The following is a 13,404-nucleotide window of genomic DNA, read 5'->3' as shown; positions in this document are numbered from 1 at the left end:
GTGGCTCCTCTGGTCGTCAGTGGTCGGTGGCGAACGCGGCGTCGAAGCTGGCGCTGGGCGGTTCGAACAGCACGGTGCGCAGGTAGGTGATGGCCTCCTCGGCGCCGCGCAGGCGGTCCATGCCCGCGTCCTCCCACTCCACCGAGATCGGTCCGGCGTAGCCGATGGAGTTCAGCGCCCGGAAGCTCTCCTCCCACGGCACGTCACCGTGCCCGGTGGAGACGAAGTCCCAGCCGCGCCGGGGATCGGCCCACGCCAGGTGCGAGCCGAGCCTGCCGTTGCGGCCGTCGAAGCGCTTCTTGGTGTCCTTGCAGTCCACGTGGTAGATCCGGTCGGCGAAGTCGAGGATGAACCCGACCGGGTCCAGGTCCTGCCAGATGAAGTGCGACGGGTCCCAGTTCAGCCCGAACGCGGGCCGGTTGCCCACCGCCTCCAGCGCCCGCTTGGTGGTCCAGTAGTCGTAGGCGATCTCCGAGGGGTGCACCTCGTGCGCGAACCGGACGCCGACCTCGTCGAACACGTCCAGGATCGGGTTCCAGCGGTCGGCGAAGTCCTGGTAGCCGTCGTCGATGACCGCCTGGGACACCGGCGGGAACATCGCCACGTACTTCCAGATCTTCGACCCGGTGAAGCCCACCACCGTGCGCACGCCGAGCTTGGCCGCCGCGCGCGCGGTGTCGGCTATCTCCGCCGCCGCCCGCCGCCGCACGCCCTCGGGCTCGCCGTCGCCCCAGATCCGGGCGGGCAGGATGGCCTTGTGCCGCTCGTCGATCGGGTCGTCGCACACGGCCTGGCCGACCAGGTGGTTGGAGATGGTCCACACGTCCAGCCCGTAGGACTTGAGCAGCTCGCGCTTGGCCGGGACGTAGTCGTCGTCGGCGAGCGCCTTGTCCACCTCGAAGTGGTCGCCGGAGCAGGCGATCTCCAGGCCGTCGTAACCCCACCCGGCGGCCAGCCTGCACACCTCCTCGAAGGGCAGGTCGGCCCACTGTCCGGTGAACAGCGTGATCGGTCGGCTCATCGGGTTGTTCCTTTCAGGCCCTGCAGGGACAGCAACAGGTCGCGGACGGCGGTCGCGGGCAGCAGGCCGTCCCGCTCGACCCCGGCGGGTGCGGCCGGGTCCGAGCACAGCAGCACGGGTCCGTCCTCGGCGCGGTCGGGCAGCCGCCCGTGCGTGCCGCGCACCGGGGACGGGTCCAGTGGCACGGTCTTCATCGCGTAGCGCAGCCCCAGCTTCTTGCGCACCAGGTTCGCGCCCGCCTTGGCCTTGGCCAGCCGGTCGGCCGGGTCGAAGAACAGCTCGGCCGGGTCGTAACCGGGTTTGCGGTGGATCTCCACACCTCGGGCGAAGTCGGGCGCGCGGTCGTCGTGGAGCCAGTAGTAGTAGGTGAACCAGGCGTCGGGTTCGGCGACCGCGACCAGTTCGCCGGAGCGCTCGTGGTCCAGGCCGAAGCCCGCCTGGCCGTCGCGGTCGAGCACCAGGTCGACGCCGGGCAGCGCCTCCAGGAGCGCCCGGACCTTCGGCACGTCGGCCTGGTCGGCCACGTAGACGTGGGCGATCTGGTGGTCGGCCACGGCGAAGGCGCGGGAGGTCCACGGGTCCAGGTATTCCATGCCCGCCTGGGTGTGCACCTCCAGCAGCCCCTCCCGGCGCAGCGCCCGGTTGACGTCGACCGGTCTGCGGGCGGGCGTGATGCCGTACTCCGACAGCGCCACGACGGTCGCGCCCGCCGCCTCGGCGTCGCGCAGCAGCGGCGCGACCGCCAGGTCCACGTCGGCCGCCGCGCGCCGGGCTTCCGGGCTGTCCGGGCCGAACCGCTGCAGGTCGTAGTCCAGGTGCGGGACGTAGACCAGCAGCAGGTCGGGCCGGTGCTCGGCGAGGACCTTGCGCGCCGCCCCGACGATCCACTGGCTGGACTTCAGCGCCGCGGTCGGCCCCCAGTACTGGAACAGCGGGAACTCGCCCAGCGCGGCGGTCAGCTCGTCGTGCAGCGCGGGCGGGCGGACGTAGGCGTCGGGCGACTTGCGGCCGTCGGCGTGGTAGATCGGGCGCGGGGTGACGGTGATGTCGGTGCTCGCGCCCATGGCGTACCACCAGCAGATGTTGGCCGCGGTGTAGCCGGGTTCGGCCCGGCGCGCGGTCTCCCACACCTTCTCGCCGCCGACCAGGCGGTTGTGCTGCCGCCACAGGAAGACCTCGCCGAGGTCGCGGAAGTACCAGCCGTTGCCCACCACGCCGTGCCGGGCCGGGGTGAGGCCGGTGAGGAAGGTGGCCTGCGCCGAGCAGGTCACGGCGGGCAGCACGGTGCCGAGCCGGGTCTGGAAGCCCTTGGCCCCCAGGGCACTCAGGTTGGGCATGTGCGGCAGCAGGGCGGGCGTCATGCCCACCACGTCCAGCACGACGAGCGGTTTCACCGGCACACCTCCGAGAACCAGCGCAGTTCGGCCGCGATCCCCTCGGCCAGGTCGTCCACCCCGCCGGGCAGCACCGACCACGTGTACGTCTCCACCTCGACGTCCGGCGGTTCCGCGCACGTCGCGTCCACCGCCGCCATCGCCCGCCGCAGCACGTCCGTGGTGGAGCGCAGCGGCGCGGGCGGGGCGGCGTGCAGCGGGACGTGGAAGTGCACCCGCCACGGGCCGCCCGTCGGCAGCCGGTCGAACGCCTCGGGCAGGTCGTCGGCCCGGTGCACCTGGCCGCCCGCCAGCGCCCGCACCTGGTGCAGGTACCGGGGTTCGGCGAACTCCCCGAGCGCGGCGCGGGCGTCGGTCGGGTCGGGCAGCTCCAGCGCGGCCGACGCCTGCACCTTGACCACGCGCAGGCCCGCCGCCGCGATCGACCGCACCGCCTCGGCCGGGTCGGCGAAGGACACCGCCAGGTGGCAGGTGTCCAGGCAGACGCCGATGTGCTCGGCGTCCACCCGGCCCGCGAGCAGCCGCACCGCGTCGGCCACGGTGTCGATCACGCAGCCCGGTTCCGGTTCGACGGCCAGCCGGACCGTCCGGCCGGTGCGCCGCGCCAGCTCGCGCAGCGCGTGGGCGGCGTCGTCGAGCGCGGCCACAGCGCGGCCGTGCTCGGCGTCGGACCACGGTTCCCGCCAGGCCAGCGGCAGCGTGGAGATGCTGCCCGCCGCCCCGTCCGGCAGCAGGTCGGCCAGCACGGTGGCGCAGTCCAGCGTGTAGTCCAGCCGGGCGGCCTCGGTCCAGTCCGGGCGGTAGACCCGGTGCTTGACCACCTCGTCGTGGAAACCCCCGTAGGGGAAGGCGTTGAGCGTGCGCACCACCAGGCCGCGGGTGTCCAGCGCCTCGCGCAACCGCTTGCGCTCCAACGGGTCCGCCGCCAGCGCGCGGGCCACCGGGGCGGACAGCCACAGTCCAAGGCCGAGTTCGCCGCCGAGCCGCTCGCGCACCGGGACCCCGTAGCGGTCGAGCTGGGCGAGCACGCCGGGCAGGTCCTCGGCCGGGTGGACGTTCGTGCAGTAGGACAGGGTCACGAGCCACCACGCAGGATGGAGTTGCCCGCGAAGGTGGCCTCGCCGTCGGCGGGCTCGTCGAGCATGAGCCTTCCGCTCTGGCCGTAGAACTCCACGGGGTTGCGCCACAGCACCTTGTCCACATCGGACTCGGTGAAGCCCGCTTCGAGCATGGCCAGGCCGGTGCGGTAGGTCTTGAGCGGGTCGGAGCGCCCCCAGTCGGCGGCGGAGTTGACCAGCACGCGATCGGTGCCGTGCTCGCGCAGGATCGCCACCATCCTGGCCTCGTCCATCTTGGTGTCCGGGTAGATGGAGAAGCCCATCCAGCACCCGGAGTCGGCCACCGCCTTCACGGTGACCTCGTTGAGGTGGTCGACCACCACGCGCTCCGGCGGCAGGCCGGACTCGCGGACCACGTCGAGCGTGCGGCGGGTGCCCGCGGCCTTGTCCCGGTGCGGGGTGTGCACCAGCGCGGGCAGGCCGTGCTCGACGGCCAGCGCGAGCTGGTGGGCGAACACCTCGTCCTCCTCCGCGGTCATCGAGTCGTAGCCGACCTCGCCGACCGCCACCACGCCGTCCTTGGCCAGGTAGCGCGGCAGCAGGTCGAGCACTTCGCGGCAGCGCGGGTCGTTGGCCTCCTTGGGGTTGAGCGCGATGGTGCAGTGGTGGCGGATGCCGAACTGCGAGGCCCGGAACCTCTCCCAGCCGATCAGCGAGTCGAAGTAGTCCACGAAGGAGGCCGCCGAGGTGCGCGGCTGCCCCAGCCAGAAAGCCGGTTCCACCAGCGCCGCCACGCCGACGGCGGCCATCGACTCGTAGTCGTCGGTGGTGCGCGAGCTCATGTGGATGTGCGGGTCGAAGATCCTCATGGCGTCCTCCCCAACAGGCGCAGGGCATCGTGCGGGACCGCGCGGCCCGCGGCCCGGCGTTCCGCGGCGTAGTCGGCGACCATCCGCCGCAGCTCGTCGTCGGCGCGCCGGTCCAGGTCGTGCACGGCGGCCAGCGGAACGCCGGTGAACAGGCACTTGAGCACGCCGTGCCGCCAGCCGTGCGGGTCCAGGTGCGCGGCGGCGAACGGGCCCATCGCGGCGGCGACCAGCCGGGTGTCGTTGGTGCGCAGCGCGTCGCGCACGATCGGCAGGCCGACCTTCGGGTCGGTGTCGGCGGTCAGGCCGCGCAGCACCCCGCGCTTCTCCGCGTCGTCGCCGTACCGGTAGAGCGCGGGCAGCTCACCCGCGTCGGGCAGTGCGGCGACCAGCCGGGCGCGGGCGGCGTCGTCGGCGGTGCCGTGCACCAGGCCGCCGGGGTCGTCCGCGCGCAGCGGGGCCCGCCCGACTTCCCGGCCCGCCGCCGGGAACAGCGCGCGGATCGCGGTCGGGTCGGCGCGCACCTTGCGCTCGGCCTCGGCCAACCAGTCCGGGGTCAGCGCGGCGCGCAGCGCGGACATGGCGCGGCGGGCCACGTCCGGGGCGGCGTGGCTGTGCCGGGGCAGCTCCACGGCGGCCAGGCCGGTGTAGCCGATGTCGGCCAGCGCGGCGAGGGTGGCGGCCAGGTCCAGCGTCCCCTCGCCGAACTCCAGGTGCTCGTGCACGCCGCGCACCATGTCGTCCAGCTGCACGTTGACCAGCAGCCCGCCCGCCCGGCGGACGCACGCCGCGGCGTCCTCCGGTTCGACGGCCACGCAGTGCCCCACGTCGAGGGTGACGCCAAGAGCGGTGGGCCCGCCCAGCTCCGCGCGCAGCGCCAGCGCCTGGTCGAGCCGTTCGACCACGTGCCCCGGCTCCGGTTCCAGGCCCAGCCGCACGCCTTCGCCCTCGGCGATCCGCACGACCTCCTCGACACCGGACCGCAGCCGCTGCCACGCGCGCTCCGGCGGCACGTCCGGGGGGCGCACGCCGGACCAGAACGACACGCAGTCCGCGCCGAGGTCCCGCGCGATCAGCACGGCCCGGCGCAGGAAGTCGATCCGCCGCTGCTGCTGGTCCGACACCAGGGTCGGGTGGTGCTTGCGGGTGGGGTCGAGCAGGTAGCGCGCACCGGTCTCGACCACCACCGACAGGCCCAGCTCCGCCAGCCGCCGGGCGACGGCGTCGACCCGCGCGGGCAGGTCCTCGGCGAACGGGTCGAGGTGGTGGTGGTCCAGGGTGAGCGCGACGCCGCTGTAGCCGAGGTCCGCGATCACCGCCAGCGCGTCGTCGAGCCGGTGGTTGGCGAAGCCGTTGGTCCCGTAGCCCAGTCGGATCACGTCGGCCCCACCTTCCGCCCGAACCGCCGCGCCAGCGGCAGCGCCGCGGCCACCGCCAGCGCCGCCCGCACCGACCCGCGCGCGGTGAGCGCGGCCTGGAGCGGGACCATGCCGTGGATGCCCGCCGCGGTGGCCGACCGCACGGTCCGCGCGCCGTTGTCCCGCACCGCCTTGAGCTGCGCCCGGCCCACGAACGCGGCGTACCCGATCGCGCCGACGAGTCCGCGGCGGCTGGCCGCCCCGGCGGCCACGGCGGTCGCCGCCGTGCCCGCCAGCACCGCCCGCGCCACGGCGGGCGTCGTCCCGTGCACCTCGCCTCGGGACAGCGCGGTCACCCCGAGGGTGTGCGCGAACAGGGCCCCGGCGGCGGGCAGCGCGGCCCCGCGCCGTCCGGGCGGGGCCCCGAGGAGCACGTCCAGACCTCGGCAGGCCGCCATCGCCACCGGGCCCACCGGGGTGTCCTTGAGCACGGTGTCGTAGGACCACAGCGCCGCGGTCAGCGCGCAGGCCGTCCCGAGCGCCTGCCGCCCGCCGCCCGCCGCGGCCAGCGCCAGTCCGGCGGCGCTGAGCCCGCAGGCCACCGCCAGCGCCCGGCCCGCGCTGATCCGCCCGGACGGGATGGGCCGCTCCGGCCGCTCCACCGCGTCGAGCTCGCGGTCGGCCCAGTCGTTGAGCGCCATGCCCGACCAGTACAGCGCGACCGAGGACAGCGGCAGCAGCAGCCGCCGCCCGCGCAGGCCGCCCGCCGCCCCGGCCGCCGTGTCGCCCAGGACGGTCAGCGCGGCCGGGGCCCGGACCAGGTGCAGGTAGGGGTTCCCGGAGATGTTCACAGTCCTCCCGCCCAGTCGACCAGGGTCCGCGCCTGGTCGGCGAAGCCGTGCTCGGCCGAGCCGAGCGGGTCCTTGAAGAAGAAGCCCAGCTCCGCCTGCGCGCCGACGCGGCCCGCCCGGTGCGCCGAGGACACCAGCCGCGCCAGGTCCAGCACCAGCGGCGCGGCCAGCGCGGAGTCCAGGCCGGTCCAGGTGAACTGCAGGCTCATCCGCGCGCCGAGGAAGCCCTCGAAGGACACGTGGTCCCAGGCGGTCTTGCGCTCCCCCAGGTCCGGCACGTTGTCGATGTGCAGCGGCGCCACCACCGGGTAGCCCAGCAGCGCCGCCAGCCCGGACGCCTTGGTCCGCAGCTTGCTCGCCGCGTGCGCCGGGTCCTCCAGCGTCGAGCCGTCGCCGCCGCCGAGCAGGTTGGTGCCCGACCAGGACAGCACGCGCAGGGCGCGGGCGGTGAACATCGGCGCGAGCACCGTGCGCACCAGGGTTTCCCCGGTCTTGCCGTCCCGCCCCGCGTAGGGCACGCCCACCTGGTGCGCCAACCGGTCCAGCGCGGGCAGCGCGGCACCGGTCGACGGCGTGAAGTCCACGAAGGAGCAACCGGCCCGCATCGCCGCGTACGCGGTCAGCGAGCTGGGCGGCAGGACCGCCTCCCCGGCGGCCAGCGCCCGTTCCAGCGCCGCCAGGTCCTCGTGCTCGGGGCGCGGTGGCTCCGGTGGTTCGGTGGAGGCGACGTTGACCACGACCACGCGGGCCAGGCAGTGCCTGGCGCGGAACGACTCCAGATCCGCCACCAGGCGGGCCGCGGCCTCGCCCTGCGGTCCGGTCGGCGCGTCCCGGATCTCCGCCTCGACCTCGGCCAGCCCGCCGTCGATCGGGCCCAGCAGGTCCGACGGGACCACGCCCGCCTTGGCCAGCTGCTCGGCGCGCTTGGCCAGCGGGGTGCAGACCACGTCGTGCCCGCCGACCACCAGCGAGTCCCACGGCGGCAGGTCGGCCTCCAGCAGCTCGGTCACGCAGCCCGTGGGCGGCACCAGGCCCGCGCGCAGCCCCAGCAGCCCGCACACGGCGGTGGTGGCCACCGATCCGCGAGCGCCCGCCAACCACAGCCCGGTTCGTTCGTCAGCCATCGACATCCCTCCCTGGCGGTCCCGCCGCCGGGGGCACGCGCCCCCGGCGGCGGGGTTGTTCAGCGTCGGTTCGTGCCGTCCCCCGGTCCTCGCAGGGACTCCAGCACCACCCCGCCGTCGCGGGCGAGCACCGCCCGCACGGCCGCGTCCGGCACCGACCGGGCGTCGCCCGCCAGTTCCAGGAAGCGCTCCAGCTCCTTCGCGGCCCTCTCGTCCCGGCCCGCGGCCTCGGCCGAGCGGACCTTGGTCAGCTGCTTGCTCAGGTCCGCGTGCGCCTTGGCGGACAACCGGTTCGTGGCGCGGAACCGGTCGAGCAGCTGCGCGATGTCGCGCAACGAGGTGGTGGTGGCGAAGGCCAGGTCCGCCCTGGTCTCGTTGCCCGCCCCGTCCTTCACCGACACCGCCAGCGAGTGCAGGCCCAGCGGCAGGGCGTGCAGGGCGATCAGCGAGCCGGACGCCACGGCCTGGCCGTCCAGCGTGCTGGTCACCGAGGCGACGCCGGAGGTGGCGTCACCGGTCTGCCACGACACCACCAGGTCGGTCGCGTCGCCGTAGACCCGGCCGTTGGCCACGCCCGAGACCAGCAGCGTGGGCGCGGTGGCGTCGATGTCGAGCGTGGCGGCCTTGTCGACCTCCACGTTGCCCGCCACGTCCACCGCGCGGTGCAGCAGCGTGTGCGAGCCGTCGCCGGAGATTTCCACCGGCCCGGTGTACGCCTTCCAGGCGCCGCCGTCGAGGCTGTACTCCGTGCGCGCCACGCCGGAGGTCGGGTCGGTCGCCGACAGCACCACGGACACCTTGCCCCGGTGCCAGCCGGTGTCGCCGGCAGCGGCGAACGAGGCCGTGCTCAGCGGCGCGGTCGCGTCCACCCTGAGCTGCGTGGACTTGACCTGCTCCACGTTGCCCGCGGTGTCGGTCGAGCGGTACTCCACCGTGTGCACACCGTCCCCGGAGACCAGGACGGCCTCCGCGTAGCGGGTCCACTCGCCGCCGTCGACCCGGTACTCGGTGCTCGCCACACCGCTGTCGTCGGTGGCCGCCAGGGTCACCGCGACCGGCGCGGCGGTGTACCAGCCGCTGTCCCCCGGCGGGGCGGCGGTGGCGGTGGTGACCGGCGCGGTCGCGTCGATCTCCTTGATCCGCACGTTGCGGAACCACACGTCGTCGCCGTCGCCGTGGTTCTGCAGGCCGATGTAGCCCTGCGTCAGGTCGCGCGCCGGGTCGGTGCTGGTGAAGTCGTTGATCAGCACCCCGTTGAGCAGCACCTGGATGCGCTGGCCGGTCACCACCAGCTCGTAGGCGTTCCACTGCCCCGGCGGCTTGAGCGCCGCGTCCCGCGCGGCCAGGTCGGCCGACTTGAAGGAGTAGACCGAGCCGGTGGTGCGCTCCGGCGCGTCGGTGGGGTCGATCTGGATCTCGTAGCCGTTGTTCACGGCCACCCACGGGTCGTCGCCGGGGTCGGGGAACCCGATGAAGACACCGGAGTTGTCGTCACCGGCCATCCGCCAGTCCAGCTTGAGGCTGTAGGAGTTGAACTCCTCCTCGAACCAGAGCAGGCCCATGCCGCCGGTGGACAGCACGTCGCAGCCGCTCTCGACGAACCGCCCCGGCCCGGCCTGCTTCCAGCCCTCGGTGCCCGAGTCGTCGAGCAGGCTGCGGTAGCCCTCCTCCACGGTGGTGCCGCACCCGGTGCCGATCGGCTTGTAGTTCTGGTACTTCACCGTGTCCACGTCGTAGAGCGCGCCGCCGGTGCCGCCCTTGAACACCAGGTACAGGTCCCGCACGCCGCGTTCGGTGACCGCCTTGGGCGCCAGGTCCAGGTAGGTGTCCCAGTTCCCGGTCACCGGCACGGTCAGCGGCTCGTGCACCAGCGGGCCGTCCGGGGAGTCGGCGTGCGCCTCAAGGGTGCCGCCGATGCCGCCGGAGGAGACGCGGTAGCCGATCGCGCCGACCCGCGAGAGGTCGACATCCTCGTACGACACCCAGTCGCCGTCGTGGATCTCGCCGACCCGCTTGCCGCCCTGGGCGGTTTCCCGGTCGTAGACCATGACGCCCTGCTGGCCGCTGAGGTTCTCGGCGGGCACGTCCACCCCGGCGACCGCGCCCGGTCCGGCGAAGGTGATCGTGTCCACGTCGAACAGCGCGCCCGAACCACCGCGGAACACGAAGTACAGCGCGTGCGCGCCACCGGGGTCGGTGACGCCGTGCGGGGCGATGTCGGCGTACGAGCGCCAGCCGCCGGTGTTGCCGACCGCGGTGGTCTGCAGCAGCGGACCGGTCGGCGAGTCGGCGCGCACCTCGATCGTGCCGCCCGCGCTGTCGGAGGCGACGCGGTAGCCGATGCCGCTGATCCCCGCGAGGTCGACGCCGTTGAAGGCGATCCAGTCGCCGTCGTGGATGTCGCCGACCTGCCGGCCGTCCTGCGCCGGGCCGTCGTCGAACAGGTTCACGCCCTGCTGGGAGTCGAACGACTCGGCGGGCTTGGGCTGCACGGGCTGCCAGCCGCCGGGACCGGTGCCGGTGCGGAACCGGATCGCGTCCACGTCGAACAGGCTGCCCGAGCCCCGGAACACCAGGAACAGCCGGTGCGTGCCGCCGGGATCGGTGATCGGCGCGGGGGCGATGTCGACGTAGTTGTCCCAGCCGCCGGTGGCGGGCACCGCGACCTGCTGCACCAGCGCGCCGTCGGGCGAGTCCACGCGCACCTCGATGACGCCGCCGCTGCCGCCGGAGGAGACCCGGTAGCCGATCGCGTCGACACCGGCCAGGTTCACCGGGTCGAAGGCGATCCAGTCGCCGTCGTCGATGTGGCCCACGCGCTTGTCGCCCTCGGCCTCACCGGCCTCGACGACCTGCACGCCCTGCATGGTGGTGAAGAACTCGGCCTGCTTGTCCTTCGGCTGCAGGATCACCTCGTCCGACCCGGTCAGCGCCGGGGCGCCCGGTGCGCCGGTGTCGGTGTAGGAGGCGTTGATGACGCCGAAGATGTTGGCGTCCATGCCGTGCCCGCCGTCGGACGGGGTGGCGATGACGCCCTCGCAGCCGGTGGCCCGGCTCAGCGGGTGGCCGTGGCTGTCGTGGCCGAGGATGTACTCCACGGTCACCTTCGAGCAGTCGACCTGCCCGTCCTCGGGGTCGGTCACGGTGACCGAGAACGGCACCTGGTCGCCGAAGCTGAACACCTTGCCGTCGGCGGGCGCGTTGAGCGTGACCACCGGGGCGGTGTTGCCCACGCTGATCACCACGCTGGCCGAGCCGACCAGGCCGGTCGGGTCGGTCACCGACAGCTTGGCGGAGAACTGGCCCAGCTCGGTGTAGGTGTGCGAGACCGGCCCGGCGGTGGTCGAGTCGACCGTGCCGTCGCCGTCGAAGTCCCACGCGTAGGTCAGCGCGTCGCCGTCCTCGTCCGCGGTGCCGCTCGGGTCGAAGTCGACCGTCAGCGGCGCCGGGCCGGAGGTCTTGTCTGCGGTCAGCTTCGCCACCGGGGTGTGGTGGCCGCGGGTGTAGTCGATGCGGTACACCGCCGAGTCCGGGGCGCCGCCGAAGTAGCCGCTGCCGTAGTCGAGCACGTACAGCGAGCCGTCCGGGCCGAACTCCAGGTTCATCGGGCGGGTCAGCGTCATCGAGTCGAAGAACGGGGTGATCGCGCCGCGCTCGCCGTCGGGGCCGACGTCGATGGTCTTGATCCAGCCCCGGTCCCACTCGTAGGCGAAGTTCTTGCCGTCGAAGTGCTCCGGGAACTTGGTGACCACGTCCAGGTCCGGGTCGAACCGGTAGGTCGGGCCGCCCATCGGGGACTCGCCGCCGCCGCCGAACTCCGGCACCGAAGCGCCGTCGTAGGGGATCCAGGCGGGCTGCACCGGCGGCAGGTCGACCAGGCCGGTGTTGTGCGGGCTGGTGTTCTTCGGCGCGGCGCAGTCGAACTTCTCACCGGAGGTGCCGGTGGCGAAGTCGTAGTCGACGTAGGGGACGTTGTCGCCCACGCAGTACGGCCAGCCGTAGTTGCCGGGCTGCTTGACCAGGTTGAACTCCACGCTGCCGCCGGGGCCGCGCGCCGGGTTGGCCGAGCCCGCGTCGGGGCCGTAGTCGCCCAGGTAGATCCAGCCGGTCTCCTTGTCCACGGAGAACCGGAAGGGGTTGCGGAAGCCCATGGCGTAGATCTCGGGCCGGGTCTTCTCGGTGCCGGGGGCGAACAGGTTGCCGTCCGGGATGGTGTAGCCGCCGTCCTCGCCGACCTTGATCCGCAGCACCTTGCCGCGCAGGTCGTTGGTGTTGGCCGAGGAGCGCTGCGCGTCGAACGCCGGGTTGCGGGTGGCGCGCTCGTCGATGGGGGTGTAGCCGTCCGAGGCGAACGGGTTGGTGTCGTCGCCGGTGGACAGGTACAGGTTGCCCTGCGCGTCGAAGTCGATCTCGCCGCCCGCGTGGCAGCACAGCCCGCGGTCGGCCGGGACCTGGAGGATCTTCTGCTCGCTGGCGTTGTCCACGGTGCCCGCCTCGGTCAGCTTGAACCGGGAGAGCTGGTTGTGGCCGCGGAAGCGCGCGAAGTCCGCCTCGGTGCCGTTCTCCGGCGCGTCACCGGCCGGGGTGTCCAGCGGCGGCGCGTAGTAGAGGTAGATCCAGCGGTTGTTGGCGAAGTCCGGATCGATGGCGACGCCCTGCAGGCCGTCCTCGTCGTGGTTGTAGACCGGGATCTGACCCGCCAGCGTGGTGGTCGCCTCCGGGGTGGTCAGCCAGATCCGGCCGTCGCGGGAGGTGTGCAGGACGCGGCGGTCGGGCAGCACGGCCAGCGCGATCGGCTCGCCGGTCTTCTCCTCGCCCTGCGCCAGGGTCACCTGGTCGAAGTCGGCGTCGGTCGGCGGGCTGTCCGGGTCGGGCTCGCAGTCCGCGGCGGTCGCGCCCATGGCGTACTTCAGGCCGCCGAGCAGGTGGGACCGGAACTGCGGGTCGGCGTAGGACTCCTTGGTGTGGCCCATGCCGGTGTACCAGGAGCGGCCCTGACCGGGGGTGTGGCACCAGGAGATCGGGTGGTCGCCGGAGGGGTCGGTGGGCGCGTAGCTCTGCTCGTCCAGCGAAGCCAGCACGTGCACCCTGCTGCGCGGGTTGCTGCGGTAGCTGTACCACTCGTCGGTGCGCGTCCACACCTCGGGCAGTCCCGCCGTGGCGGGGTGGTCGTGGTCCTCGACGTGGACGTCGGCTTCCTGGATGGCCGGGTGGGACTTGAAGTAGGAGCCCACCAGCTCGCCGTACCAGGGCCAGCTGTACTCGGTGTCGGCCGCGGCGTGCACGCCCGCGTAACCGCCGCCGCCGTTGATGTACCGCTCGAAAGCGCCCTGCTGCGCGTCGTCGAGCACGTCACCGGTGGTGGACAGCCACACTACGGCGTCGTAGCGGGCCAGGTTCTCGTCGGTGAACGCGCCCGCGTCCTCGGTCGCCTCCACGGTGAACCCGTTGGCCGCGCCCAGCTCGGTGATCGCGGCGATGCCCGCCGGGATCGAGTCGTGGCGGAAGCCCGCGGTCTTGGAGAAGACGAGGACGTGCTCGCCGTCGGGGTGGGCCGCCGCCGGGGTCACGCCCAGGGCAGCCGAGCCCAGGGCCGTGGTCAGCGCCAGCGCGGCGACGGCCGCGCGGCTCGCGGCGGAGCGGGGTGTCGGTGGGATGTCGGGGCTGCTTCTCTTTCCTCGCACGGGGTGTTCTCTCCTCGTTCTCACGCTCACGACGACGGGAACCGCGGA

At 73.5% G+C, this 13,404-nt stretch carries 8 protein-coding genes; all 8 read right to left on the bottom strand.

Going from position 1 to position 13,404, the window contains the following annotated elements; all coding sequences use genetic code 11:
* Positions 1 to 16: 16 nt before the first annotated feature.
* The 8 genes from JOF41_RS06395 to JOF41_RS36710 are packed head-to-tail and all read right to left on the bottom strand — an operon-like array spanning position 17 to position 13,275.
* Positions 17 to 1,021, bottom strand: a complete 1,005-nt coding sequence (locus JOF41_RS06395) for a sugar phosphate isomerase/epimerase family protein (protein ID WP_209616967.1) — start codon at positions 1,019 to 1,021, stop codon at positions 17 to 19.
* Positions 1,018 to 2,415 carry an alkaline phosphatase family protein gene (locus JOF41_RS06390; protein WP_189225504.1) on the bottom strand — a complete coding sequence of 466 codons (1,398 nt, stop codon included), beginning with the start codon at positions 2,413 to 2,415 and terminating at the stop codon, positions 1,018 to 1,020. Before JOF41_RS06390 ends, JOF41_RS06395 begins: the two co-directional genes overlap by 4 nt.
* Complete coding sequence (gene eboE / locus JOF41_RS36720) at positions 2,412 to 3,494, bottom strand: metabolite traffic protein EboE (protein ID WP_307867262.1); 1,083 nt, start codon at positions 3,492 to 3,494, stop codon at positions 2,412 to 2,414. Before eboE ends, JOF41_RS06390 begins: the two co-directional genes overlap by 4 nt.
* Positions 3,491 to 4,342 (bottom strand): TatD family hydrolase, encoded by an 852-nt coding sequence (locus tag JOF41_RS36715; RefSeq protein ID WP_229796028.1) that lies wholly within the window; start codon positions 4,340 to 4,342, stop codon positions 3,491 to 3,493. The genes eboE and JOF41_RS36715 overlap by 4 nt, the downstream gene beginning before the upstream one ends.
* Positions 4,339 to 5,715, bottom strand: a complete 1,377-nt coding sequence (locus JOF41_RS06380; RefSeq protein ID WP_209624048.1) for an EboA domain-containing protein — start codon at positions 5,713 to 5,715, stop codon at positions 4,339 to 4,341. Before JOF41_RS06380 ends, JOF41_RS36715 begins: the two co-directional genes overlap by 4 nt.
* The gene (locus JOF41_RS06375; protein WP_307867261.1) at positions 5,715 to 6,548 is read right to left on the bottom strand and encodes an SCO3242 family prenyltransferase; all 834 of its coding nucleotides are present in this window, start codon (positions 6,546 to 6,548) and stop codon (positions 5,715 to 5,717) included. Before JOF41_RS06375 ends, JOF41_RS06380 begins: the two co-directional genes overlap by 1 nt.
* Positions 6,545 to 7,672 carry an inositol-3-phosphate synthase gene (locus tag JOF41_RS06370; RefSeq protein WP_209616965.1) on the bottom strand — a complete coding sequence of 376 codons (1,128 nt, stop codon included), beginning with the start codon at positions 7,670 to 7,672 and terminating at the stop codon, positions 6,545 to 6,547. Before JOF41_RS06370 ends, JOF41_RS06375 begins: the two co-directional genes overlap by 4 nt.
* Positions 7,673 to 7,731: 59 nt before the next feature.
* Complete coding sequence (locus tag JOF41_RS36710; RefSeq protein WP_244990308.1) at positions 7,732 to 13,275, bottom strand: ThuA domain-containing protein; 5,544 nt, start codon at positions 13,273 to 13,275, stop codon at positions 7,732 to 7,734.
* Between the last annotated feature and the right edge of the window lie 129 nt (positions 13,276 to 13,404).

The sequence above is a fragment of the Saccharothrix coeruleofusca genome (genome assembly GCF_017876325.1).
GTDB lineage: Bacteria > Actinomycetota > Actinomycetes > Mycobacteriales > Pseudonocardiaceae > Actinosynnema > Actinosynnema coeruleofuscum.
This window is presented reverse-complemented; position numbering and strand designations above follow the sequence as displayed.

Bases quoted from the DNA above. Each gene is read 5' to 3' on its own strand.
- JOF41_RS06395 (WP_209616967.1), bottom strand. From the start codon at position 1,021: ATGAGCCGACCGATCACGCTGTTCACCGGACAGTGGGCCGACCTGCCC.
- JOF41_RS36715 (WP_229796028.1), bottom strand. From the start codon at position 4,342: ATGAGGATCTTCGACCCGCACATCCACATGAGCTCGCGCACCACCGAC.
- JOF41_RS06370 (WP_209616965.1), bottom strand. From the start codon at position 7,672: ATGGCTGACGAACGAACCGGGCTGTGGTTGGCGGGCGCTCGCGGATCG.